General features: G+C 35.4%; 25 protein-coding genes. 23 read left to right on the forward strand and 2 right to left on the reverse strand.

Features of this window, described 5'->3' with window-relative positions:
- The first annotated feature begins 360 nt into the window (after positions 1–360).
- The 11 genes from BUB12_RS02965 (at position 361) to BUB12_RS03015 (ending at position 8,981) form a co-directional block, all read left to right on the forward strand.
- Complete coding sequence (locus BUB12_RS02965; protein ID WP_072887967.1) at positions 361–879, forward strand: YqeG family HAD IIIA-type phosphatase; 519 nt, start codon at positions 361–363, stop codon at positions 877–879.
- The gene (gene yqeH / locus BUB12_RS02970; RefSeq protein WP_072887847.1) at positions 879–1,976 is read left to right on the forward strand and encodes a ribosome biogenesis GTPase YqeH; all 1,098 of its coding nucleotides are present in this window, start codon (positions 879–881) and stop codon (positions 1,974–1,976) included. Before BUB12_RS02965 ends, yqeH begins: the two co-directional genes overlap by 1 nt.
- A 9-nt stretch (positions 1,977–1,985) precedes the next feature.
- Positions 1,986–2,825 (forward strand): shikimate dehydrogenase, encoded by an 840-nt coding sequence (gene aroE, locus BUB12_RS02975; RefSeq protein WP_072887849.1) that lies wholly within the window; start codon positions 1,986–1,988, stop codon positions 2,823–2,825.
- A gap of 2 nt (positions 2,826–2,827) precedes the next feature.
- A complete protein-coding gene (gene yhbY / locus BUB12_RS02980) occupies positions 2,828–3,118 on the forward strand; it encodes a ribosome assembly RNA-binding protein YhbY (RefSeq protein ID WP_072887851.1) in 291 nt (96 codons plus the stop codon).
- A 9-nt stretch (positions 3,119–3,127) separates the two neighbouring features.
- Positions 3,128–3,694 carry a nicotinate-nucleotide adenylyltransferase gene (locus BUB12_RS02985; protein WP_072887853.1) on the forward strand — a complete coding sequence of 189 codons (567 nt, stop codon included), beginning with the start codon at positions 3,128–3,130 and terminating at the stop codon, positions 3,692–3,694.
- Positions 3,684–4,256, forward strand: coding sequence for a bis(5'-nucleosyl)-tetraphosphatase (symmetrical) YqeK (gene yqeK / locus BUB12_RS02990; RefSeq protein ID WP_072887854.1), 573 nt, complete (start codon positions 3,684–3,686; stop codon positions 4,254–4,256). The genes BUB12_RS02985 and yqeK overlap by 11 nt, the downstream gene beginning before the upstream one ends.
- Before the next feature lie 4 nt (positions 4,257–4,260).
- Positions 4,261–4,614 carry a ribosome silencing factor gene (gene rsfS, locus BUB12_RS02995; protein ID WP_072887856.1) on the forward strand — a complete coding sequence of 118 codons (354 nt, stop codon included), beginning with the start codon at positions 4,261–4,263 and terminating at the stop codon, positions 4,612–4,614.
- Between the two features lie 2 nt (positions 4,615–4,616).
- On the forward strand, positions 4,617–5,360 hold the full coding sequence (locus tag BUB12_RS03000) for a class I SAM-dependent DNA methyltransferase (protein ID WP_072887858.1): 744 nt from the start codon (positions 4,617–4,619) through the stop codon (positions 5,358–5,360).
- A 125-nt stretch (positions 5,361–5,485) separates the two neighbouring features.
- Positions 5,486–6,070 (forward strand): helix-hairpin-helix domain-containing protein, encoded by a 585-nt coding sequence (locus tag BUB12_RS03005; RefSeq protein ID WP_072887860.1) that lies wholly within the window; start codon positions 5,486–5,488, stop codon positions 6,068–6,070.
- A gap of 64 nt (positions 6,071–6,134) precedes the next feature.
- Entirely contained in the window at positions 6,135–6,695 is a 561-nt protein-coding gene (locus tag BUB12_RS03010) for a ComE operon protein 2 (RefSeq protein ID WP_072887862.1), read from the forward strand.
- 9 nt (positions 6,696–6,704) lie between these two features.
- A complete protein-coding gene (locus BUB12_RS03015; RefSeq protein ID WP_072887864.1) occupies positions 6,705–8,981 on the forward strand; it encodes a DNA internalization-related competence protein ComEC/Rec2 in 2,277 nt (758 codons plus the stop codon).
- 94 nt (positions 8,982–9,075) lie between these two features.
- On the opposite strand, the gene BUB12_RS03020 is transcribed toward BUB12_RS03015, so the two are convergent.
- Positions 9,076–9,210: a YqzM family protein gene (locus BUB12_RS03020; RefSeq protein ID WP_072887865.1), complete on the reverse strand. Its 135-nt coding sequence runs from the start codon at positions 9,208–9,210 to the stop codon at positions 9,076–9,078.
- 323 nt (positions 9,211–9,533) lie between these two features.
- On the opposite strand from BUB12_RS03020, the gene holA reads away from it, so the two are divergent.
- Entirely contained in the window at positions 9,534–10,553 is a 1,020-nt protein-coding gene (gene holA, locus BUB12_RS03025; RefSeq protein ID WP_072887867.1) for a DNA polymerase III subunit delta, read from the forward strand.
- Between the two features lie 38 nt (positions 10,554–10,591).
- Here holA and rpsT read toward each other — a convergent pair whose 3' ends face one another.
- The gene (rpsT, locus tag BUB12_RS03030; protein ID WP_072887869.1) at positions 10,592–10,855 is read right to left on the reverse strand and encodes a 30S ribosomal protein S20; all 264 of its coding nucleotides are present in this window, start codon (positions 10,853–10,855) and stop codon (positions 10,592–10,594) included.
- A gap of 190 nt (positions 10,856–11,045) precedes the next feature.
- On the opposite strand from rpsT, the gene gpr reads away from it, so the two are divergent.
- From gpr to BUB12_RS03085, 11 genes are all read left to right on the forward strand, one after another.
- Entirely contained in the window at positions 11,046–12,152 is a 1,107-nt protein-coding gene (gene gpr / locus BUB12_RS03035) for a GPR endopeptidase (RefSeq protein ID WP_072887871.1), read from the forward strand.
- A 93-nt stretch (positions 12,153–12,245) separates the two neighbouring features.
- Positions 12,246–13,424 carry a stage II sporulation protein P gene (gene spoIIP / locus BUB12_RS03040; RefSeq protein WP_072887872.1) on the forward strand — a complete coding sequence of 393 codons (1,179 nt, stop codon included), beginning with the start codon at positions 12,246–12,248 and terminating at the stop codon, positions 13,422–13,424.
- A gap of 15 nt (positions 13,425–13,439) precedes the next feature.
- On the forward strand, positions 13,440–13,793 hold the full coding sequence (locus tag BUB12_RS03045) for a hypothetical protein (protein WP_072887874.1): 354 nt from the start codon (positions 13,440–13,442) through the stop codon (positions 13,791–13,793).
- 620 nt (positions 13,794–14,413) lie between these two features.
- Positions 14,414–16,222, forward strand: coding sequence for a translation elongation factor 4 (gene lepA / locus BUB12_RS03050; protein ID WP_072887876.1), 1,809 nt, complete (start codon positions 14,414–14,416; stop codon positions 16,220–16,222).
- Between the two features lie 132 nt (positions 16,223–16,354).
- Entirely contained in the window at positions 16,355–17,512 is a 1,158-nt protein-coding gene (gene hemW / locus BUB12_RS03055; RefSeq protein WP_072887878.1) for a radical SAM family heme chaperone HemW, read from the forward strand.
- A 76-nt stretch (positions 17,513–17,588) separates the two neighbouring features.
- Complete coding sequence (hrcA, locus tag BUB12_RS03060; protein WP_072887880.1) at positions 17,589–18,620, forward strand: heat-inducible transcriptional repressor HrcA; 1,032 nt, start codon at positions 17,589–17,591, stop codon at positions 18,618–18,620.
- A 58-nt stretch (positions 18,621–18,678) separates the two neighbouring features.
- Positions 18,679–19,257 (forward strand): nucleotide exchange factor GrpE, encoded by a 579-nt coding sequence (grpE, locus tag BUB12_RS03065; RefSeq protein ID WP_072887882.1) that lies wholly within the window; start codon positions 18,679–18,681, stop codon positions 19,255–19,257.
- Positions 19,258–19,294: 37 nt separating this feature from the next.
- Positions 19,295–21,130: a molecular chaperone DnaK gene (gene dnaK / locus BUB12_RS03070; protein WP_072887883.1), complete on the forward strand. Its 1,836-nt coding sequence runs from the start codon at positions 19,295–19,297 to the stop codon at positions 21,128–21,130.
- A gap of 237 nt (positions 21,131–21,367) precedes the next feature.
- Entirely contained in the window at positions 21,368–22,492 is a 1,125-nt protein-coding gene (dnaJ, locus tag BUB12_RS03075) for a molecular chaperone DnaJ (protein ID WP_072887885.1), read from the forward strand.
- Positions 22,493–23,469: 977 nt separating this feature from the next.
- On the forward strand, positions 23,470–24,408 hold the full coding sequence (prmA, locus tag BUB12_RS03080) for a 50S ribosomal protein L11 methyltransferase (RefSeq protein ID WP_072887886.1): 939 nt from the start codon (positions 23,470–23,472) through the stop codon (positions 24,406–24,408).
- A 9-nt stretch (positions 24,409–24,417) separates the two neighbouring features.
- Positions 24,418–25,173, forward strand: coding sequence for a 16S rRNA (uracil(1498)-N(3))-methyltransferase (locus BUB12_RS03085; protein WP_072887888.1), 756 nt, complete (start codon positions 24,418–24,420; stop codon positions 25,171–25,173).
- The last annotated feature ends 1 nt before the right edge of the window (position 25,174 follow it).

Consider the following 25,174-nt stretch of genomic DNA (forward strand, 5'->3'; position numbering starts at 1 on the left):
AAGGCCACAGTTATCTACACCCATATGTAGATAACTTGTGTATAAATACCTAAATTATCCAGTAATCGTTGATTTACCAATATGTATAATTGTGGAAACTGTTGATAGAGTTATCCACAGTTCGTAAATTGTAGGTATTTGTCGAACGATTTTACAAGTTTTTTAGCAATTTTACATATTTCAACGTAGTTTTTAGCATATACATATAATTTTGCTATCTATAAATAGTTATTATAGGATTGACTTATATTGTATAATACTCAGGTATGATAATTTTTCGTTTGATACATATAGACATTCCCGTATGCCAATACATACAAACCGGGACTTAATCTGAAATAATTAATTGAGGTGTAGATGTTGCTTAAGAAATTTTTGCCAAATGAACATGTGAAAAGTATTTTCGAGATTAAACCATCTCTACTAAAAGAAAAAGGAATTAAAGGTATTATTACTGATTTAGACAATACGTTAGTTGCATGGGATGTGAGGTCTGCAACTCCAGAGGTAATCGAATGGTTTCAATCAATGAAAGATCATGATATAAAGGTTACTATTATTTCAAATAATAAAGAAGAACGTGTGAAGTTTTTCTCTGAGCCTCTTGGGTCTCCATATGTATTTAGTGCAAGGAAACCTCTTAGACGTGCGTTTAAGAAAGCAGCAGTAGAAATGGGCTTAGAAAGAGAAGAAATTGTTGTCATAGGCGATCAGTTATTAACTGATGTACTTGGAGGAAACTCCGCAGGGTTATATACGATATTGGTTGTTCCTATTGTTGAGACGGATGAGAAAATAACAAGAATTAATCGCACAATAGAACGAAGAATTTTACGGTACTTTCGTAAAAAAGGCAAGATTACATGGGAGGAAAAATAATGGATATAATTTATTGCCAGGGTTGTGGTGCTGAAATCCAATCCACTAATCCTAATGAAGTTGGGTATACACCTAAATCTTCTTTAGAGAAAGAGAATATATTATGTAAAAGATGCTTTCGATTAAAGCATTATAATGAAATACAGGACGTTTCTATTACAGATGATGATTTTCTAAAAATGGTTAGTTCTATTCAACAAAAAGAAGGACTAGTTGTACATGTTATTGATATTTTTGATGTGAATGGTAGCATGATTAAAAGCTTGCCAAGAATTGTCGGAAATAATCCTATTTTACTTGTTGGTAATAAAATGGATTTGTTGCCAAAATCTACAAATCAACGTAAACTAATACAATGGTTACGTTCTTCAGCAAAAGAGGCTGGAATTAAGGTAGAAGATGTGTTTCTAATCTCTTCTATGAAAGGTCATGGAATAGAAGAACTAACAGAGCAAATGGAAGCCTACCGAAAAGGGAAAGATGTCTATATAGTCGGAACTACTAATGTAGGAAAATCTACCTTTATCAATCGTTTAATTAAGCAATCTGTTGGTGTTGACGAAGTAATCACAACTTCCTATTTCCCAGGAACAACATTAGGGTTTATCGAAATACCTTTAGATGATAATAGTGCGTTAATTGATACGCCAGGAATTGTGAACAAACAACAAATAGCCCATTATATTTCTGACAGGGATTTAAAAATGATTACACCTAACAAGGAGATAAAACCAAGGGTGTATCAATTAAATGAAGAACAAACATTATTCTTTGGTGGATTAGCCCGATTAGATTTTATTAAAGGGGATCGCCAATCTTTCGTTTGTTACTTTTCAAATCAACTAAATATTCACCGAACCAAACTGGAAAAAGCAGATGATTTGTATGAAAAGCATGTTGGCGATTTGTTGTCACCACCAGATGAAGAAAGCATGCAATCTTTACCGAAATTAGTACCTCAATCCTTCAAAATATCAAATGAAAAAACAGACATTGTATTTCCGGGATTAGGATGGGTTAGCGTATCGGGGAATGTAACAGTGGAAGTACACAGCCCTAAAGGTGTTCATGCATCAATTAGAAAATCATTAATATAGGTGATAATTATGCAATTGAAATTAGGTCTAATAGGCTATCCAATCACACATTCGTTATCACCTTGGATACATCGTCAATTTCTTGATAAAACTAATAGTAACGGAACATACGACCTTTATGAAATAAAGCCAGAGGATTTTGATGTACAAATAAAAGAATTTTTACAGTCTAATCTAGATGGGTTTAATGTAACTGTTCCTTTTAAACAAAAAATCATACCATATTTGGATTATTTAGATAGACAAGCTGATGAAATTGGTGCAGTAAATACTGTGAGGAAGAAGAACGGGAAGTGGGTTGGTTATAATACAGATGGATTAGGATATGTGAACTCCCTTCAACACCACTTTCCAGATTTCTTTAAGGAAAAGTCGAAACGAATCGTAATACTCGGTGCTGGGGGCGCTGCTAGAAGTATCTATTTTGCGCTAAATCAATTCGGTTTTTCAACGATTGACCTTGCCAATCGGACAATGGAGAGAGCAACAAGTTTATTGGAGTTGAAGTCAGAGCATACGAGTACTTCAATTCTCTCAATTAAAGAGACAGAAGAAGTAGTAAGTCATTATGATCTAGTTATTCAAACAACTTCGGTTGGTATGAAGCCTTATCCAAATAATTCCATCATCCAACTTGACCATGTCAAACAAGGAAGTATTTTCAGTGATATCGTCTATCAACCGATTTTTACAAACTTCTTACAGCTCGCTCAGCAAAAAGGAGCACAAATTCATTATGGACATACGATGTTGCTATATCAAGCAAAACTCGCGTTTGAGTTATGGAGCAACCACAAAGTACCAATGGAAGGGCTAGAAGATACACTTAAAAACATCCTGGAGGGATAAAATTGTTAACTGGTAAACAAAAAAGATATTTACGTTCAGAAGCTCATCACTTGAAACCAATATTTCAAGTTGGAAAAGATGGAGTAAATGAAAATATGATCGTTCAAATTAATGAGGCATTAGAAAAAAGAGAACTAATAAAGGTTAGTATATTGCAAAATTGTTTAGAGGATAAAGATACTGTTGCTGAACAATTGCAAGAAGGAACGAATGCAGAAATTGTTCAAATCATCGGTAATAATATTGTGCTATACAAAGAATCTGTAGAACATAAAAAGATTCAATTGCCATAAGGAGTAATTATGAAACGTATCGGTATATTAGGTGGCACATTTGATCCACCTCATATTGGACATCTAATTATAGCTGAAGAAGTTCGTCAACAATTGCAACTTGAAGAAGTTTGGTTTATCCCAACGTATGAACCTCCACATAAAAAAGAGGCTAGTATTGGGGCGGATCACCGTATCCATATGATCAACAATGCAATTAAGGGAAATGCTGCCTTTAGGTTGAATACGATCGAAATTGAACGCCATGGAAAATCATATACAATTGATACGATTAAAGCGTTACAACAAAGTCATAAGGATACCGAATTCTTTTTTATTATCGGTGCCGATATGGTTGAGTATTTAGCGAATTGGTCTAAAATTGATGAGTTAGTTGAGATGATTACTTTTGTTGGAGTGAAAAGACCTGGGTATCAATTAAAAACAACTTATCCAATTATTGAGGTAGAAGTACCCTTCATTGAAGTATCATCAACTACCATCAGAAAAAGATTTGCAAATAAACAATCTGTTAAGTATTTAATTCCAGAATCTGTGTATATGTATATTAAGGAGTATCAATTGTATGGAAATTAAAGAAGCAACTACAATTGTAGAAAAATATTTAACGAAATCACGATTTGAACATACTTTACGTGTCGCAAAAACTGCAAAAGAGTTAGCAGGGAAATATGGCGTGGATCAAGAAAAGGCAGAATTAGCTGCAATTTTTCACGATTATTGTAAGTATCGTCCATTAGATGAAATGCGTAGAATAATTGAAGAATCTTACTTACCGAAGGATTTATTACATTTTCACCACGAACTTTGGCATGGGCCAGTCGCATCGTTGTTAATAGAGCGAGAATATGGGATAACGGATAGTAGTATAAAAGATGCGATCTTTTATCATACAACAGGGCGAGCGAACATGAGTGATATGGAACTCGTGCTATTTGTTGCAGATTATATCGAACCGGGAAGAGACTTTCCTGGATTAGATGAAGTAAGAGAAACAGCAAAAAAAGATTTAATTCATGCTGCATGGCTTATTTCAAGGAATACGATACGATTTTTAATGGATAAGGGCCACACGATTTATCCGGATAGTTTTCATTCCTATAATGATTTAACGAAACGTGTAAATGGAGGTAATTAATTAGATGGAAGTTAAAGATATATTACATTTGGCAGTAGAAGCATGTGACGATAAACGAGCAGAAGATATCATCGCATTAGATATGGATCAAGTTTCAATGATTGCAGATTACTTTTTAATCTGTCATGGAAGCAATGAACGACAAGTACAAGCGATTGCTCGTTCTATTAAAGAGAAAATGGATGAACATGATATCCCAGTAAAAAGAATAGAAGGACTGGAGCATGCAAGATGGGTGCTTGTTGACCTAGGAGATATTGTATGTCATGTTTTCCATAAGGAAGAGCGCACTTATTATAATATTGAACGATTATGGGGAGATGCTTCTCAAGTTCCAATTCAAGTAGGGAATGACTAATAATGGCATATCAGCATATGGCCTTACTATATGATCAGTTAATGGAAGATGCGCCTTACGATCAATGGGTAAAGTTTACGGAACAAATACTTGAACATTATCAAAAAGATGTAAAAAAGATAGCCGACTTAGGATGTGGAACTGGAGAAATTACAATCAAGCTTGCTCTTGAAGGGTATGATATTACGGGTGTTGATAATTCATCAGAAATGTTATCATTAGCCGAACAGAAAGCTAGTAATGCTAACGTAAATATCAATTGGTTACATCAAGATTTAACTGAATTAACAGGTTTAAATGAGTTAGATGTGGCTGTCAGTTATTGTGATGTCATCAACTATATTCCAGAAGAAGCGGATTTGACACGTGTCTTTAAACGAGTGTATGATTCGCTGGAAAAAGATGGGGTATTTATTTTTGATGTGCATTCGCTTTATCATGTGGAAAACCATCTAGTGAATCAAACATTTGCAGATGTAACAGATGACGCCTCCTACATTTGGTTTTGTGTGGAAGGGGAAACTCCAGGTGAAATGTATCATGAATTAACGTTTTTTGCTCGGGAAGACAATACATATAAACGTTTTGATGAAACACATCATCAACGGACCTATCCAATAGAACATTATAAGAAGTTATTGAAGGACGTAGGTTTTGATAAGGTACATATTTATGGTGATTTTTCCATTGAGGAAGATAGTTATAGTGATACGACAGAAAGAATATTTGTTGTAGCTGAAAAATAATCGAGAAACTAATTCTCGGTTATTTTTTATTGCAGGAAAATTGAAACGGATAGAGAATATATATTATTAGTAAACATTTTTCTATGTTTTTCTACAAAATCTTGTGAGAAGGATGTGGTAATTAGGTGATAGAGTTTATTAAGAAGTATGCAATTGTCCTCTTAGTTGGGTTTGTTATCGTTATATTACTTGTCATTAATGTTGATCGAAAGACAGAAGTAAGTGAACTTACTACGGTCGAAGAAATCTCCTCTACTATTAATTCTTCTGAAACTTCCCCCGTTGCTTCAACTCAAAAAATTCTCGTTGATATTAAAGGTTCGGTGCGTCATCCAGGCGTCTATGAAATGAATGAAGAAGATCGTGTCATTGATGTCCTAGAGAAAGCTGGTGGGTTTACAGAAAATGCGGAAGAAACCGTCATTAACCTCGCACAAAAGGTTTACGATGAAATGATTATTATTGTACCTAATAAGGGAGAGCAAACGGCTAGTAGTACTGGAGTAGGTGGAACTAGTAAAATTAGGCTAAACCACGCTTCCGTCGAGGAAATTCAATCATTAACTGGAATTGGTCCATCAAAAGCACAAGCCATCATTCAGTATCGAGAAGAAAATGGGCCATTTAAATCAGTAGATGAATTATTAAACGTATCTGGAATTGGGGAAAAAACATTAGAGGCCATTCGAGAAGACATTCATGTCCCATGATTCCATTGACGAGTGTCGAATCAGGTCGTAAACTAGAAATAACTAGAGTAAAGGTGGTTATAACATGGATAGAATATCATGGGATCAATATTTTATGGCACAGAGCCAATTATTAGCACTAAGAAGCACCTGTACTAGACTAATGGTTGGTGCAACTATAGTAAGGGATAAACGAATCATTGCAGGTGGATATAATGGAAGTGTGTCTGGAAGTGTTCATTGTGTTGATGATGGGTGTTATGTAATTGATGGGCATTGTGTTCGTACGGTTCATGCAGAAGCAAATGCACTCCTACAATGTGCAAAATTTGGGGTTCCAACTGATAATGCGGATATTTATGTCACCCACTTTCCATGTCTACAATGTTGCAAACAGCTCATCCAAAGTGGTATTAGAACGGTTTATTATGCAGAAGATTATAAAAATCACCCTTATGCTATTCAACTTTTTGAAGAAGCTGGTGTTAAGATGAAAAAAGTAGAGTTAGACTACTTAACATTGGATACGAAACACCAAGAAAAAACAGAATATGTCCAGAAACTACTGAATAAATTAGAAACGCTTGAACGTGATGGGGAAGAAATACATGGATTAAAGAAACAAGCGGCTAGCTTATTCGAATAGGAAGATTTTATGAAAGGGTACTGGCATATTGTAGCAATTACTATGGCGTTAAGTGCAATGTTCATTGTAACGGATCACATGTTATGGTTAGTGAGCTTACCGATCTTTTTATTAATCTTATACCTTCAAAAAAGGCTAGGGAAGATTGCTTTCATTCTCTCCTTAGCCTCTATCCTTTTCTTCATTTTTTATATCCCTTCTGTAAAAGATTCCTCCGATGAATTCCAATTTACTAAGCCAATTATTGGAAAAATTACAACTTCCATCCACCAATCTACTACAAATATTAACTTTCGAATTAAGGAAGAGTCGACAAATGAGCAAATCCAAGTAACGTATTTTACTTCAGATCAAGATTACGATCTAGTTGGTATTCAATATGGTGCTGTTTGTGAAATACAAGGTGATATAGAACCTGTAAATGGGGCAAGAAACCCAGGTGAATTTGATTACAGCCACTATTTGTTAACGCAAGGAGTGTCACACCAGGTTATTATAGAGTCACTCTCTCAAATCAACTGTGAAACAAATACATCGATATTAAGTAGCATATTTTCTTTTAGGGATGTACTAAGAAAGAAGGTTAGTGAAGCATATAGTGAAGAAATAAGTGCATGGATTTATGCATTGGTACTAGGAGATGATAGCCACCTATCTCAGGATATTATTGAGCTTTTTCAACGGTGGAGTTTATCTCATCTACTGGCGATATCAGGTCTTCATATCGGGATTATTATTTCTGTTGTGTTCTTTATTCTGGTGAAGTTAAATCTTTGTACGAAGGAAAGAGCATATAACGTTTTAGTTTTATTTCTTCCTTGTTATGCCCTTTTAGCTGGGGGAGAACCATCCGTTTGGCGTGCTAGTCTCATGGTAATTTTTGTAATTCTCATGGCTAAATTTAAGTGGAAAACTAGTACGACTGATATTATCAGTATCGTCTTTATATTCCTTTTAATTCTAAACCCACACTACATTTACCACATAGGATTTCAATTCTCTTTTATCGTTACATTTGCAATTCTTTTATCAAAGTCATGGATCTTGGAGTCAAATTCTATTTTTTGGCAAATGTTAAGAATTAGTTTCATCTCCCAAATGATCCTAATTCCGTTACAAGTTACTTATTTTTATTACATCCAACCACTTTCCATATTATTAAACATGATAGTCGTTCCGTACTTTTCGTTAGTTTTTATCCCTCTATTATTTCTATTGTTTATTTTATCTCCATTTCATGTAATAACAACTCATATTGCTACATTATTGGTAAAAATACATGAAAATTCTTTTCTCTCGCTATTAAAAATGATTGATTACCATTTGTCATTTCCATGGGTGGTTGGAAGTTTTCCTAACCTGATTATCGTTATTGTTTATTTTGTCATGGCTTTTTTATTGATGCATTTCATCAATCAAAACAAACTCTCACACGCTTTTAAACAGGGTGTCGGAATTGTTCTTTTAATAGTTGTCATTGTACTAAAACCCTATTTTTCCCCATATGGAACAGTTACGGTCCTTGACATTGGACAAGGAGATGCAATTGTAATTGAATTACCTTATAGAAAAGGGGTAATTTTTATTGATGCTGGTGGGACTTTTTCTTTTGAAGATGGACAAGCGACAGATAAGGTATTTAAACAAATAATCCGACCATTTTTATTTAAAAAGGGAATTAGCAAAATTGATGCAGTTTTTTTAAGTCATGAAGATGAGGATCATGTAGGTAGTGTTGATTTTATGGTGGATAGCTTCATAATCGATACTATTTTTATAAGTGATAATTTTACGCTTTCAATGGAACAAGAGTCGCATTGGAAAAACAGTGGTACAGAGATAGTAAGAGTAGGAAAAGGAAATGTAGTTCATGTGAATTCCCAAGATTTTTACGTTATGGGAGGAAGTGAATCATATGGGAACTCAAATGATAATTCATTGGTGTTATTTTCAGAAATTGGAGGGAGGAAATGGCTCTTTACAGGGGATATTAGTAAACATGTCGAAAGAAACTTACTTTTGGATCACCCCGATTTAAAGGTAGATGTACTTAAAGTAGCCCATCATGGCAGTAATACTTCAACAGACCCGACATTTATTAAGCAAATAGAACCTGATGTCGCACTAATCTCAGTCGGTGTGAATAATATGTATGGACACCCATCCTATGAAGTGATCAACACGTTAGACGATGAAAACGTTCAAATTTTACGAACCGATCATGACGGAGCAATTATTTTTCATTATACCAACGAAGCAGGAACATTTTATCGCTTCTTACCATAAGATAAGCTAGATAGACCTACAGAACGACAAAAAGCCATATAAAAAAGAGACTGCCATATGTTCAGTCTCTTTATCTTATGTACCAATTTCGTTTTTAAGATCCAATAACGCTAATAACAACACCAATTGTAAAGATTAAAAAGAAGAATACAAATGAAAATGCGAAACCTTTAATGGAATCGACGACGTCATTATTTTTTGATTGAACATCTTTTTCAAATTCGTTCATAGCTACCCCTCCTATATTACTTATATTAGTATAAATTAAAACGCAAAAAAAATCCATATAAGACATTGATTTGTCACAAAAATATCTCTCCATAATTAGAAAGACTTAACAACTATACTTTTACTTAAATCGGAAACGCTATAAATAAAGAAAACCCCGTTTAAAAGGTCAGTTCCTAGGGCTTGCCTTTTAAACGTTCATATAGATTAGAGAGGGGGTACCTTCTAAAATATAGCCCCCTCTCAAATTTTCTTTTTCTTGCTATTCGTGCGTATTCACTTTAACATTATGTAGTATAGTAAATGACTATTGGAGTGAGTAGCATGTCTTATATGGACGTCATGAAACAGCTGAAAAAGAAACAGATGCCTCATGTTTTCTTATTATATGGAACAGAAGTATATTTTATCCAAAAAATAAAAGATGAAATAGAGAAAAAATTATCGATAGACTCCGAAAATTACGCCACTTATGATCTTACCGAAATTCCTATCCAAGAGGTCATTAGTGATGCTGAAACATATCCATTTTTTGGTGATACCAAACTAATAATAGCGAATAATCCAGTTTTTTTAAAAGCAAAACCGGACAAGTTGGCATTTGAACATGATTTAGATTCACTAGTTCGATACATAGAAAATCCAGTAGATTTTTCAGTACTTGTCTTAATTGCTCCTTATGAAAAAATAGATGAACGGAAAAAAGTGATCAAGCAGCTTAAAAAGCATGCTACTGTTGCCGAGTGCAATCCAATCAAAGAGTATGAACTTGATAATTGGATAAAAAATATGGCGGACCAACTTAATATTCAGATTGACAAAGCAGCATATGAAACGTTAGAGACAGAACTATCAACAAACTTGAACTTATTAGAAAATGAATTAGCAAAATTAGCAATGTATGTAGGAGAAAATGGAGTTGTGACGAAAGAAATAGCAGAAGACTTGATTTCACATACGGTCAACAGTTCAGCCTTGAGATTAGTTGATACCGTCATAGAAGGGAATTTGCAAAAAGCGATTTCAATCTACAAAGATTTGGAAAAGATGAAAGAAGAACCTATTGCACTAATTGCACTTTTAGCCTTTCAATTTCGAAATATATTACGAATAAAACTATTAAAATCAAAAGGGTACAGTCAATTTCAAATGCAAAAACAACTTGGTGTTCATCCATATGTAGTGAAAGTAGCCTTAACTAGAGAAAGTAAATTTTCGCTAGAACGATTGAAGATGATTATTCAACATTTAGCAAATGCTGACCGTCAAATTAAACAAGGAAAAATGGATAAAGAACTTGCCTTTGAATTATTGCTCTATCAGTTAATTCGTAATGAAGCATAATAAAAACGATCCTTATAAAATAGGGATCGTTTTTATTATTACGCTAAGTTATTAACTTTTCTAGATAATCGTGCTTTTTGACGATCACCATTGTTCTTATGGATTAGTCCTTTTTGAACTGCTTTGTCAATCTTTTTAATTGTTAATTTTAATGCAGATTTTGCGTTTTCAACATCATTAGCTTCAATAAATGATTCAACTTGCTTTATTTGTGTACGCATTTCTGATTTAACAGATTGGTTTTGAGCGCGTTTTTTATTGTTAACATCAACACGTTTAATTGCAGATTTAATATTAGCCATTGTTTCACCTCCTAAACGAAACATACAGTTGTTCCATTTAATTCGAACAAGAGACATTTTACCAAAGCTGGGCGATGATTTCAATAGGTTTGTTAGTTTCGCTCATAGAAAAGCGTAAATTTGTATGATTTTAATGAAAATGCAAACGATATAAAAATACAGCATTAATTAGATGAAAGGTAGGTTTCGTATGGAGAAAAATAATCATGAAGAAGAAACTTTTCAGGTACGAACTGATTTAGCTGTAGAAGCTAGAGATATGTATGTTGAAAAAGAAGAAAAAAAAGAATCAGAAATAAAAGGTGTTACAGTAAAAGAACGCGAACAAGATGAAATTAAAATTTCTTATGTAGAAATTGATGAAGAAGGCGCAGAGTTAATCGGAAAGAAGCCTGGGAATTACGTTACCATATATGCAGATGGTGTGAAACGGCAAGATACGACAAGACAAGAAAATGCTGCTAAAATACTTGCGCATGAATTAGAATTTCTTTTAGAAAAAAATAAGATTCCTAAAGATGGAACGGGTTTAATAGTGGGGTTAGGGAATTGGAATGTAACTCCAGATGCTCTAGGCCCGATGACTGCTGAAAAGGTATTAGTTACAAGTCATTTATTCAAGTTAGAGCATGAATCAGTGTCAGAGGGATACCGTTCCGTTGCCTCAGTGACTCCAGGAGTGATGGGAGTTACAGGGATTGAAACTAGCAATATTATCTTCGGTATCGTAGAGAAGCATCAGCCTGATTTTGTTATCGCAATTGATGCATTAGCTTCGAGATCAATTGAGAGAGTTAATGAAACGATTCAGTTATCTGATACTGGGATTCATCCTGGGTCTGGTGTTGGGAATAAGCGAAAAGAGATTAGTGAGAAATCATTAGGAGTTCCGGTATTTGCTATTGGCGTTCCGACAGTAGTCGATGCAGTAACAATTACTAGTGATACAATCGATTTTATATTAAAACATTTTGGTAGAGAATTTCGTGAAAAAGATCGCCCATCTAAAGCATTAGCTCCAGCTAGTTTATCATTTGGAGGGAAGAAATTCACGGAGGAAGATCTACCAGATGAAAATCAACGTCAAACGTTCTTAGGAATGGTAGGTAATTTAACTGAAGAAGAAAAAAGATCACTAATCAGTGAAGTACTAACCCCAATTGGGCATAATCTTATGGTTACGCCAAAAGAAGTTGATGGGTTTATGGTTGATATGTCTCATGTGATTGCAAATGGAATTAATGCAGCATTACATGAATCGGTCAATGTAGACAATTTTGCATCGTACTCAAGATAAAAATAGGAACTCTAGTAAATTTAAAAGATTTAGTTCTACCTCTTCTATTTAACACATATGTTAAAACATAGAGTATAAAAAGAGGTGGAACAAATGGGCTTGAACAAACGATTTTATCAGAATACTACTATATCCCCAATCATAAAAAGAGTAGGATTATATGTTTTATGTATTCTACTTCTTTTTGGTTCGATTGGGGTTTTTACGTCTATTTCAAGTACCTTTAAGTTATCAACTGATACAATCACAAATTGGACGAATGAGGTGAAGAGTTCCACTTTTCTATATTTGTTAGGGATGGAAAACAAGGCATTGCGTGATGCTTATCCAAATGAAGAATTACCAAGTATTTCATCTGGATTTTTACAATTAGCTGCTAGTATTAAACCAAATGATCCGAGAAGCTTGTTAGGCAATGAATTACCAGGTCTATCTATTTACGAAAGATATTTATTAGTTACTGGACAAGGTCACTCGTATGGCACACCAGTTGAGTCATCTCCACCTTTGGAAGAAATACTACGTGAACGTGAAGCGATTTTTGAAGACCCAGAAGACGCAGAAGATTCAGGTGATGAAGGTGATGAGCAAAAGCAACCGGATGGACTTACTACTGGAGATAAGAAGGTTGTTTTCATTTATAATACGCATAATTATGAGTCTTTCCTTCCACATTTGCCAGATGAGACAGACGTCAATTCTGCTCATCACAATGAGGTTAATATTACTAAAGTTAGTGATTATCTTGCAGAATCATTAGAATCACACGGGATCGGAACTCAGGTAGATGAAACGGATAATATGAGCATTTTGAATGAAAAAGGGTGGGAATATTGGCAGTCCTATGACTCATCTAGAACCATTGTCCAAGAAGCCTTTGCTTCGAATCAAGATATTAAATATGTTTTTGATTTACACCGCGATGCATTATCTAGAGATAAAACAACAACGGTAATTAATGGGCAACCGTATGCGAAAGTTCAATTTGTGGTAGGTAGTGATTTTGCTTCGAATGATAAAAATTGGAATTTAGCTAAAGAATTACATGAAAAATTGGAAGAAAAGTATCCAGGGCTTAGTCGAGATGTATTGCCGCAAGGGGGACCTGGCAATAATGGAGTATATAATCAAGATTTACACGAAAATGCCATTTTAATAGAGTTTGGTGGAGTTCATAATAGTTTGGAGGAACTGTACCGGTCAGCAGATGCCTTAGCAGAAGTGTTTAGTGACTATTATTGGAAAGATGCTCAGGAAGTTAGTGGAAATTAGAAAGGATGACTAATTATGCGTTTTATCGTAGTGGTGCTATTGTTAGCTGTCTTTTTTCTTGGGGGCACCGTGTTTGGGATGAATCAAAAAGAAGAAGTTTCTGTTTCACCCAAAACAGAGGAACAAGTAGCTGCAGTTGAGATACCGGAACAAAGTAGTGAAGAAAAATCACCAGAGGAATCTTCGGTAGAAGTAGACACTTCAGCTGATGCTGATGATAACGTCAGTGAGGATAACATACAACCTGTAGAATTAGAAGGTCCAGCGGGTGTTACACAAAAAGCGGCCTCCGTACTAGAGGCTGCTGTAAAAGGATTCTATAACTTGATTGTCGGTATCCTTTATGAGCTGTCTCAGTTGTTTTTCTAATGTTAAAGTCACTAAGAAGGCTAAATCTAGTAAAATCCCGTTGATAGCACGTTTAGATGTTCATGTTCAAAAAGTGAAAACATTTACGGATGTCCTATAAAAAGAGGTTTTTTCCACTGCGATAGAACATATAAATTCTCTCTATTATTTTGGTTGGACTTGTTATTTGCCGACTCACTAAAGGGAGTAAGCAAAGCGCAAAAATTTAATTGAGATGACTTCTCGATGCCCGTAGCGAAGTCGAAAGCGTTGCTAGGGTAATCGAGAGTTGTTCTCGATGCCGGTAGCGATATCAAAATGGTAGCTAGGGTAATCGAGAGGTGTTCTTGTTTACCTATTGGGTCTCGCCAAAGCATCGAAGGAAAAAGCTACGTGGAGAGACTTCATTGCTTTTGTACCGAGTAACCTCAGGCACAATCCCAGTCCATAGGTTTCTAACCTGGCGCTTGCGCTTTTCTAAATTCTTGAAACAATTGGTCTCTACTGCTATAATCATCCTAGTTATTGTCAATTAAAAGAATCGTTTAATTGACTTGATAAAACATAGAACGTTGTAGAGAATTTTTTCCTTTTGAACATATACTAAATGTACAAAAAGGAAGTAGGAGTGAGCATCACGTATGGTGAAAAAACAAGATAACGTACGTAATTTTTCTATTATTGCACATATTGATCATGGAAAATCAACACTAGCTGACCGTATTCTAGAAAATACAAAAGCTTTAACACAACGAGAATTGAAAGAACAAACCCTCGATGCGATGGATTTGGAACGTGAACGAGGAATTACGATTAAATTAAATGCTGTCCAATTACAATACACCAGTAAAAGTGGGGAAGACTTTATTTTTCATTTAATTGATACCCCTGGACATGTCGATTTTACATATGAAGTATCAAGAAGTCTTGCTGCATGTGAAGGTGCGATTTTGGTTGTTGATGCAGCGCAAGGAATTGAAGCACAAACTTTGGCCAATGTTTATTTAGCAATGGATAATGATTTAGAAATCATCCCTGTTATTAATAAGATAGACTTGCCTAGCGCTGAGCCAGAACGTGTAAAAAAAGAGTTAGAAGAAGTTATTGGTATTGACCCAGACGATGTAATTTTAGCGTCTGCAAAATCCAATATTGGAATTGATGAGATCTTAGAACGTATAACTGAAGCGATTCCTGCTCCAGCCGGTGAACCTGAAGAGCCATTAAAAGCATTAATCTTTGATTCGTTGTATGACTCGTACAAAGGTGTTGTTGCCTATGTATGCATTAAAGAGGGTTCTGTTAAAGTTGGCGATAAGATAAAAATGATGGCAACAGGAAAAGAATTTGAAGTAAATGAGTTAGGGGTGTTCACACCGAAACCAGTTAGTAAACAAGAGTTAACGGTAGGTGAGGTAGGATATCTAACGGCTTCCATAAAAAATGTTTCTGATTCTCGTGTTGGGGATACAATTACATTAGCTAATCGTGTAGCAGAAGAGGCTTTACCAGGGTACCGAAGACTTAATCCAATGGTTTTCTGTGGACTTTATCCTGTTGATTCAAATAACTATAATGACCTTAGAGAAGCGCTAGAAAGACTTGAGTTAAATGACTCTTCTTTACAATATGAGCCAGAAACTTCACAAGCACTAGGATTTGGGTTCCGTTGTGGTTTTCTAGGTTTGCTTCATATGGAAATCATCCAAGAAAGAATCGAGAGAGAGTTCAAAATCGATCTAATTACTACAGCACCAAGTGTTATTTATGAAGTGGAACAAACAGACGGGGAAACTGTAACGATTGATAATCCATCGTTCATGCCTGATCCACAACAAATTCAAGAAGTTCGTGAGCCATTTGTTAAAGCAACCATCATGGTACCAAATGAATTTGTTGGTGCTGTAATGGAGATATCTCAGAAAAAACGTGGCCAATTTATCGATATGGAATACCTAGATGATATTCGTGTAAACGTAATTTATCATATACCATTATCTGAAATAGTTTATGACTTTTTTGATCAATTAAAGTCCCAAACGAAAGGGTACGCATCCTTCGATTATGAATTAATAGGATATCAAGCTTCGATGCTTGTTAAGATGGATATATTACTGAACGGTGATACCATTGATGCATTATCATTTATCGTTCACCGTGATTTTTCATATGAACGAGGTAAACAAATTGTTGATAAACTAAAAGATTTAATTCCTAGACAACAATTCGAAGTACCTGTTCAAGCAGCTATTGGTAATAAAATTGTAGCTCGTTCAACTATTAAAGCGATTCGTAAAAACGTTCTCGCTAAATGTTATGGTGGAGATATTTCACGTAAACGTAAGCTATTAGAAAAACAAAAAGAAGGTAAGAAACGGATGAAGATGGTTGGATCCGTTGAAGTCCCACAAGAAGCCTTCATGGCTGTTTTACAAATGAATGATGATTAAGTCAAGCACAGCTGCTAGTGCTAATCATCAATACTTTTTATACTGAGAAAAGAAATGGGAGGAACTTTCTTTGAAAAGTTTTTCCTTTTCTTTTTTATCGTGTTACTACTTTAATAATTAGGAGATGATCCTTTGATACAATCAGCATATATTCACATCCCTTTTTGTCAGCAAATTTGTCATTATTGTGATTTCACTAAATTTTTCTATGATGAAAAATTGGCAAATAGTTATTTAGAAGCATTAGCAAATGAAATTAGAGTGAATGTCGATGGAACAAAAAAGAAAATGAAAACAATTTTTATTGGTGGAGGCACGCCTACCGCACTAAACGTAACGCAATTAAAAACTCTACTAGAAGTAATCAATGAGAAATTTGATGTAGACAATTGTGAAGAATTTACGATTGAGGCAAACCCAGGAGACTTTGACGAAGAAAAAATTAAGATACTTAGAGAATTTGGAGTCAATCGTATTTCATTAGGTGTGCAAGTATTCGATGATACCATGTTGAAAGACTTAGGGAGACTGCATAAGGTTTCTGATGTATATCGAACAATTGATTTATTGAAAAAACATGGTTTCTTTAATATTAGTATCGATTTAATCTATTCATTGCCACATCAAACAGTTGAACATTTCCAAAAAACAGTTGATGAAGCATTGTCCTTTGACTTACCGCATTACTCCTCTTATTCCTTACAAATAGAACCTAAAACAATTTTCTACAATAGACATAAAAAAGGAAAATTGCATCGCCCTCAACAAGAGGAAGAAGTGAAAATGTATGAATTACTTAAAGATTCAATGGCCAGAAATGGGATACAACGTTATGAAATTAGTAACTTTGCAAAACCAGGATACGAAAGTAAACACAACTTAACGTACTGGAATAATGAATATTATTATGGGTTTGGTGCTGGTGCAAGTGGATACTTACCAGGTGAAAGAACGATAAATATCCGACCATTACCTGCGTATATCAAGAAAGCAATGGCTGACGGAAAACCAATTCTTAACATAGATGAAATTGGATTAAAAGAACGAATAGAGGAAGAATTATTCTTAGGACTACGCAAGTTATCAGGAGTAAATAAAAATGAATTCATTAATAAGTTTGGGTTTTCTTATGAGAAATTATATAAAGATACCATTACACAACTTGTTAACAAAAAATGGTTAATAGCTAAAGATGATCATATTCATTTAACGGATGAAGGCGTATTGTTTGGGAATGAAGTATTTGAACAATTTTTATTAGAAGATTTTGATTTTAAACAAGTCAATTGACAAAGAAATTAGGATTTGATAATTTATTATTAGTATTAGCACTCAAGAGGATAGAGTGCTAACAGAGGTGGTCATCATGTTAACGGATAGGCAATTATTGATTTTACAAGTCATTATTGATGATTTTATCGAAACTGCTCATCCAGTTGGTTCACGTGCCATTTCGAAAAAGGAAGAAATCCCTTATAGTGCGGCAACCATTCGAAATGTGATGGCAGATTTAGAGGATATGGGCTATTTGGAAAAGACCCACTCATCATCTGGGCGCGTTCCTTCTGAGAAGGGATACCGCTATTATGTTGATCAGGTGATAGCACCAACGATACAAGAAAGTAATTTAAATGTCGTAAAGCATATTATTCAGGATGGTTTTGTCGAGTTTGAGACACTTGTACAGAAATCTGCAGAGATCTTGTCAGATTTAACAACGTACACGTCGATTATTTTAGGTCCTGAAATTTATGAGACGAAACTTAAGCAATTGCAGATTGTTCCATTAACACAACATACTGCTGTTGCAATTTTAATTACTGACACAGGGCATGTAGAACATCGTTCATTCTCAATACCTGATGCTATTCAGTCTTCAGATTTAGAGAAGATGGTAAATATCTTAAATGAACGCTTAAAAGGTGTGTCCCTTATCCATCTGCCAGATGTATTAAATAATGAAGTAGTTTCATTAATGAGAAAATATGTTAATGACTTTGAAAAATCGTACGAATACTTAAAGTCGGCATTTTTTGATGAACAACCTGCCAAATTGTATATAGGCGGTAAATCAAATATGCTTATGCAGCCTGAATTTAAGGATGTTGAGAAGATTCGTTCCTTTTATTCCATGATGGAAAACGAACATGAGGTAATTAATCTTCTTAAAAATACACAAAATGGAATAAAAGTAAAAATTGGTCACGAAAATAATGTAGACGCCATTAAAGACTTTAGTCTGATTACAGCATCCTACCAGTTAGGTGATGAACAGATGGGAACTATTGCATTACTAGGACCAACGCGAATGGAATATCGCAAAGTTATTACATTGCTTAATGCATTATCAAATGAAATGACAGAAGCCCTTTATCTGTGGTATAAAAGCAATGGCTAGAATGATACCTTATTAATGGTATGTTTGTTCTTTTTTGAATTATGGAGGTGGCAAATCAGTGGAAGAAAAAGATATTCAAACATCTGAGGAAGAAAATGACCAAGAAATTATAGATGCAGACGATAAGCCAGAAGTGGAACTAGAGGATAATAATGATACTTCTGTAAATGAGGATGAATTTAATACGTTGAAACAAGAAGTAGAACAACTTCAAAAAGAAAAAGATGATGCTTATCAGAGATTACTCCGTCAACAAGCAGAGTTTGATAACTTTAAAAAACGAACTCAAAAAGAAAAAGAGGCGGACAGAAAATATAAATCACAAGACCTTGTAAATGAATTGCTACCGGCAATTGATAATTTTGAAAGAGCATTACAAGTCGAAGTTGATGATACAAATAAGAATCTAGTAGAGGGTATTACAATGGTTTATAACCAACTAATAGCTGCCCTTTCCTCTCAAGGTGTGGAAGTGATTGAAACGGTTGATAAAGAATTCGACCCTAATTACCACCATGCAGTTATGCAAGTAGAAGAGGAAGACAAAGATTCAAATATCATAGTAGAAGAACTACAAAAAGGATACCTATTAAAGGATCGCGTAATTCGACCAGCAATGGTTAAAGTAAACAAATAATTAAATCGAATTTTAATGTAGTAGGAGGAAGTAGATTATGAGTAAAATTATCGGAATTGACTTAGGTACAACAAACTCATGTGTATCAGTAATGGAAGGTGGAGAAGCGGTTGTTATCCCAAACCCAGAAGGTAACCGTACAACTCCTTCTGTTGTAGCTTTTAAAAATGGTGAAAGACAAGTAGGGGAAGTTGCTAAACGTCAAGCAATTACAAACCCTGATACGATCCAATCTGTAAAACGCCATATGGGTACAGACTATAAAGTAGAAATTGATGGAAAAGAATTTACGCCACAAGAAGTTTCTGCGATTATTTTACAGCACATTAAATCTTATGCTGAAGATTACATCGGTGAAAAAGTAGAGAAAGCAGTAATTACAGTTCCTGCATACTTCAATGATGCAGAACGTCAAGCTACTAAAGATGCTGGTAAAATTGCAGGACTAGAAGTGGAACGTATTATTAATGAGCCAACTGCTGCAGCATTAGCATATGGTATTGATAAAGATGACCAAGACCAAACAATTCTAGTTTACGACCTTGGTGGTGGTACATTTGATGTATCGATTCTAGATATTGGTGATGGTACATTTGAAGTTATTGCTACTGCTGGAGACAACCGTCTAGGTGGAGATGACTTTGATGAAGTGATTATTGATCATCTAGTAGCTGAATTCAAAAAAGAAAATGGAATCGACTTATCTAAAGATAAAATGGCGGTACAACGTTTGAAAGATGCTGCTGAAAAAGCGAAAAAAGATTTATCAGGTGTAACACAAACTCAAATTTCATTACCGTTCATCACTGCTGGTGAAGGTGGACCATTGCATCTTGAAATGAACTTAACTCGTGCTAAATTTGAAGAACTATCTTCAGACCTAGTAGAGCGTACAATGGTACCTACTCGTAAAGCTCTTTCTGATGCAGGATTAAGCGCTAGTGAAATTGATAAAGTAATCCTAGTAGGTGGATCAACTCGTATTCCAGCTGTTCAAGAAGCAATTAAACGTGAAACTGGAAAAGATCCTTCTAAAGGAGTAAACCCTGATGAAGTTGTAGCACTAGGTGCAGCAATTCAAGGTGGAGTACTACAAGGAGACGTAAAAGACGTTCTATTATTAGACGTAACACCTCTATCATTAGGTATTGAAACAATGGGTTCAGTATTTACTAAATTGATTGAACGAAATACGACAATTCCTACTAGTCATTCACAAGTATTCTCAACAGCTGCAGATAATCAAACAGCAGTTGACATTCATGTGTTACAAGGTGAAAGAGAAATGGCTGCGGATAATAAAACACTTGGACGTTTCCAATTAACCGATATCCCACCAGCACCAAGAGGAGTACCACAAATTGAAGTATCCTTTGACATTGATGCGAATGGAATCGTTAATGTTCGTGCAAAAGATATGGGTACAAATAAAGAACAGTCTATTACTATTAAATCTTCTTCAGGTTTATCAGATGAAGAAGTAGATAAAATGGTAAGAGAAGCAGAAGAAAATGCAGAAGCAGACAAAAAACGTCGTGAAGAAGTAGATTTACGCAATGAAGCAGACCAACTAATCTTCACTACGGATAAAACAATTAAAGATCTTGGTGATAAAGTTTCTGATGATGAAAAACAAAAAGCAGAAGCTGCTAAAGATGAATTAAAAACTGCTTTGGAATCCGATAATCTTGAAGACATTAAAGCAAAGAAAGAAGCTCTTGAAGAGCAAGTTCAACAATTATCTGTAAAACTATATGAGCAAATGGCACAACAGCAACAACAAGCTGGAGAAGCTCAAGAAGGTCAAAATACAGATGATGATGTTGTCGATGCTGATTATTCTGAAGTGGATGATGAAGAAAGCAAGAAATAATCTAATTACCACATGATGACTAGCATCTAAATGATGAAAAAAGTGTTAAAAAGTCAAAGTCAGGACCATCTTGGCTTTGACTTTTTTAACTTAATTGCAACCTCTAAAGAGTTTGTAACTATGTAGTAAAACCACTAATTATAATTATACTACGTAATTTTCTAACAGTTGCTAGGAACGGATAAGAAGTGATAAGATAAAATTTATGCAGAAGTGTAAGCGGGAGAGTGATGTACAGTGAGTAAGCGTGATTACTATGAAGTGCTAGGTCTAGAAAAAAGTGCTTCTAAAGAAGAAATTAAAAAAGCATATCGAAAACTTGCTAGGAAATATCATCCAGATGTAAATAAGGAAGCAGATGCTGCAGATAAATTTAAAGAAGTAAAAGAAGCATATGAAACACTAAACAATGATCAAAAACGTGCTCAATATGACCAATTTGGCCATGCAGGCGCAAATCAAGGCTTTGGTGGCTTCGGTGGTGCTGAAGACTTCGGTGGTTTTGGTGATATTTTTGATATGTTTTTCGGTGGTGGAGGTCGACGTCGTGACCCGAACGCTCCACAACAAGGTGCAGACCTACAGTATACGATGGTCTTAGATTTTGAAGAGGCGATTTTTGGAAAAGAAACAGATATTACTGTACCGAAAGAAGAAAGCTGTGATACGTGCCATGGTTCAGGAGCTAAACCTGGAACAAAAACAAAAACATGTTCTCATTGTCATGGAACAGGGCAATTAAATCAAGAACAAAATACACCATTTGGTAGAGTCGTTAATAAGCGAGTGTGTCATTATTGTAGCGGATCTGGGAAAGAGATCCCTGATAAATGTACGACTTGCCGTGGTGCTGGTAAGGTTAAAAAGAATAAAAAGATCCATATTTCGATTCCTGCTGGTATTGATGAAGGCCAACAAATTCGTGTCTCTGGAAAAGGAGAGCCAGGAGTAAATGGTGGTCCTGCAGGTGATTTATATGTTGTGATTCAAGTACGAGATCATGAGTTTTTTGAACGTGATGGAGATAATATCTACTGTGAATTACCATTAACTTTCGCACAAGCAGCTTTAGGTGACGAAGTTGAGGTTCCAACGGTTCATGGAAAAGTAAAACTTAAGATCCCAGCAGGAACACAAACAGGTAAAATATTCCGATTAAAAGGTAAAGGTGCTCCGAATGTCAGAGGATATGGCCATGGGGACCAACATGTTAAAGTACGAATCGTAACTCCAACAAAATTAAATGAACGTCAAAAAGAATTATTACGCGAATTGAATGAACTTGGTGGAGGAAGTATTTCTATGGATGAGCAAGATGAATCCATTTTCCAAAAGTTTAAAAAAGCCTTTAAAGGTGAATAACGAAGCTGGGACATAACAAAAAAGTCATTACCAAAGATGAACAAATTGCTAGCTCAGCGGAGGTAATATACGTAGACTCCTCGGAAATAAAGAACAATTTCGTTCGTGCGATGTATAAGCTTTCGAAGCCTTTCTAGTCCTGTGGGAGCAAAGGCATCGGTGAGACCACACAGTGCGATAGCGAGGCTGCTGAAAAAGTCCGATTAATAAAAAAGTCATACACATAGAGGGCTGGAACATAACTTAATCTCTATAATCCAAAGTCGTACAATTACCATGAAGGTAGTTAGAATGTTAGTCTTTAGGTGAAATCTATTTTTAAATGAATTATTCAATTCCGATGTAACTGCTTGGTTGATTTGCACTGCGGACAGTCGCTTTCACTTCCAGCACAAGTGCGACATCTGTTCAATCTTCCTTCGGTCGATTTCACAGTGTCTTCTTTGCCGCGGGCACGGCCTCAGCCAGGCAACAACATGAATATGCTCCAGTGCTGCCTTGCACCGAGGAACGATACTCCCTTGTGTTACTAGAAGACGCAGGTGCATCAAGTGGGGTCTTCGGTCACGTGCTGTTCCCGCAGGACAAGGAAGGCTACGTCAGTCAAAGGAGCATCGCACGCAGAAAATGCAAATGGAAATGCATTTTCAAGGAGTCGACTGCCCTCCGCTCCAATCAACTAGTGATATTGCAGTAGAACCATAATTCTTATTGTCTAAGAATACACACTAGCGTAAGAAATACACGTAGACTCCGGCGGGAGCAAAGGCATCGGTGAGACCCCACAGTGCGATAGCACGAGGAGGCTCACCAGCCGCCCGCGGAAAGCGAAGTGTATTTCTGAAGCGGCAGAGATTACACTACATTTACATTTTATAAAAAATCTAAATCATGAATAAAGTTCGGATTTTACTTTAACTAAAACACTTATGTCCCAGCCTCTGTTGTACAAAGTTCATATGAAATGAGTGGAAAAGATGAATTGGTCAGAAATTTGTATTCATTCAACAAATGAAGCTGTAGAACCTATCTCGAATATCCTTCATGAAGCAGGTGCAAGTGGCGTCGTCATTGAAGACCCACTTGACTTGATAATCGACCGTGACGCACTATATGGTGAAATATTTGAGTTAGATGCTGCAGACTACCCAGATGAAGGTGTTTATATTAAAGCATACTTACCAGCTAATAGCACTTTGGCTGAAACGGTGGCTGAGATTAAAGAAGCAGTTACTAGTCTTATCGATCATGATATTAATATAGGTGCTAACAAAGTAACGTTAACAGAAGTACGTGAAGAAGAGTGGGCAACGGCTTGGAAAAAATATTATAAGCCTATTAAAATATCCGATAAGATTACAATTACACCAACGTGGGAAGAATATAAACCAGAAAATGAGAATGAAGTTGTAATCGAGTTAGATCCTGGGATGGCTTTTGGTACAGGTACACATCCAACGACGATATTGAGTATCCAAGCACTTGAGAAATTCCTTAATGAAAACGACGAAGTGATCGATGTTGGTTGTGGTTCAGGAGTACTTAGTATTGCTTCAGTTCTACTAGGAGCAAAAGAAGTTCATGCTTTTGATTTAGATGAAATTGCTGTAGAAAGCACGAAGCAAAATGCACAAACCAATGATGTAGAAGACAAAATCGCAGCAAAACAGAATAATTTACTTAATGGAATTGATAGGCAAGTAGATGTAGTAGTATCGAACATTTTGGCAGAAATCATTGTACGTTTTATTGATGATGCTTGGAAAAACTTAAAACAAGACGGTTATTTTATAACATCAGGCATCATCCAATCTAAAAAGCAAACGGTAATAAATTCATTAGAATCTCAAGGCTTTCAGATCATTGAAACAAATGAACTGAATGATTGGGTTTCCATTGTTGCACAGAAAAAGTAGGTGGAATTTTTGCAGAGATATTTTGTTCCTCATACGAATTGGAAAGAAAATGAGGTGATCATCGATGGAGATGATGCCCACCATATTGTTCGTGTTATGCGGTTTCAAGTAGGGGATAACATTATTGCTAATCATCCTGAAGGGAAAGCGTCTATATGTGAAATTGTTCATATAGAGGATCGAACAGTTCAGGCAGTAATTAAAGAGTGGCTTGACGGAACAGTTGAATTACCTGTTGAAGTTACTATTGCCCAAGGACTTCCTAAAGGTGATAAATTTGATTTAGTGTTGCAAAAAGGCACAGAATTAGGTGCTAATCAATTTATCCCGTATCAAGCAGAACGTTCTATCGTAAAATGGGATAAGAAAAAGGCTGACAAAAAACTCCAACGCTATTCAAAAATTGTAAAAGAAGCTAGTGAGCAAAGCCATCGCAATCAAATACCGGTTATTAAGCCGGTGATGAATTTAACTGAACTAATTAAAGAAAGCGATTATTATGATGTTAAAATTTTTCCTTATGAAGAAGAAGCAAAAACATCTACATACAATTCATTTGGTAATGTTGTACAAGGGCTTTCATCAGGTAAACGGATATTAGTATGTATTGGTCCTGAAGGGGGCTTTTCCGAAAATGAAGTGGGGAAATTAAGAGACAACGGATTTCTTCCAGTTCGATTAGGGCCTAGAATTTTACGAACGGAAACCGCTTCACTTTATGTTTTATCAAGTATTTCTTATCATTTAGAAGAATTGGGGTGTTAAA

This window comes from Ornithinibacillus halophilus, from assembly GCF_900129485.1.
GTDB classification, from domain to species: Bacteria; Bacillota; Bacilli; order Bacillales; family Amphibacillaceae; genus Ornithinibacillus; species Ornithinibacillus halophilus.

Bases quoted from the DNA above. Each gene is read 5' to 3' on its own strand.
- dnaK (WP_072887883.1), top strand. From the start codon at position 19,295: ATGAGTAAAATTATCGGAATTGACTTAGGTACAACAAACTCATGTGTA.
- prmA (WP_072887886.1), top strand. From the start codon at position 23,470: ATGAATTGGTCAGAAATTTGTATTCATTCAACAAATGAAGCTGTAGAA.
- BUB12_RS03010 (WP_072887862.1), top strand. From the start codon at position 6,135: ATGGATAGAATATCATGGGATCAATATTTTATGGCACAGAGCCAATTA.
- gpr (WP_072887871.1), top strand. From the start codon at position 11,046: ATGGAGAAAAATAATCATGAAGAAGAAACTTTTCAGGTACGAACTGAT.
- BUB12_RS03020 (WP_072887865.1), bottom strand. From the start codon at position 9,210: ATGAACGAATTTGAAAAAGATGTTCAATCAAAAAATAATGACGTCGTC.
- yqeH (WP_072887847.1), top strand. From the start codon at position 879: ATGGATATAATTTATTGCCAGGGTTGTGGTGCTGAAATCCAATCCACT.
- rpsT (WP_072887869.1), bottom strand. From the start codon at position 10,855: ATGGCTAATATTAAATCTGCAATTAAACGTGTTGATGTTAACAATAAA.
- BUB12_RS03045 (WP_072887874.1), top strand. From the start codon at position 13,440: ATGCGTTTTATCGTAGTGGTGCTATTGTTAGCTGTCTTTTTTCTTGGG.
- BUB12_RS03000 (WP_072887858.1), top strand. From the start codon at position 4,617: ATGGCATATCAGCATATGGCCTTACTATATGATCAGTTAATGGAAGAT.
- holA (WP_072887867.1), top strand. From the start codon at position 9,534: ATGTCTTATATGGACGTCATGAAACAGCTGAAAAAGAAACAGATGCCT.
- BUB12_RS03015 (WP_072887864.1), top strand. From the start codon at position 6,705: ATGAAAGGGTACTGGCATATTGTAGCAATTACTATGGCGTTAAGTGCA.
- rsfS (WP_072887856.1), top strand. From the start codon at position 4,261: ATGGAAGTTAAAGATATATTACATTTGGCAGTAGAAGCATGTGACGAT.
- aroE (WP_072887849.1), top strand. From the start codon at position 1,986: ATGCAATTGAAATTAGGTCTAATAGGCTATCCAATCACACATTCGTTA.
- lepA (WP_072887876.1), top strand. From the start codon at position 14,414: ATGGTGAAAAAACAAGATAACGTACGTAATTTTTCTATTATTGCACAT.
- spoIIP (WP_072887872.1), top strand. From the start codon at position 12,246: ATGGGCTTGAACAAACGATTTTATCAGAATACTACTATATCCCCAATC.
- hrcA (WP_072887880.1), top strand. From the start codon at position 17,589: ATGTTAACGGATAGGCAATTATTGATTTTACAAGTCATTATTGATGAT.
- BUB12_RS02985 (WP_072887853.1), top strand. From the start codon at position 3,128: ATGAAACGTATCGGTATATTAGGTGGCACATTTGATCCACCTCATATT.
- yqeK (WP_072887854.1), top strand. From the start codon at position 3,684: ATGGAAATTAAAGAAGCAACTACAATTGTAGAAAAATATTTAACGAAA.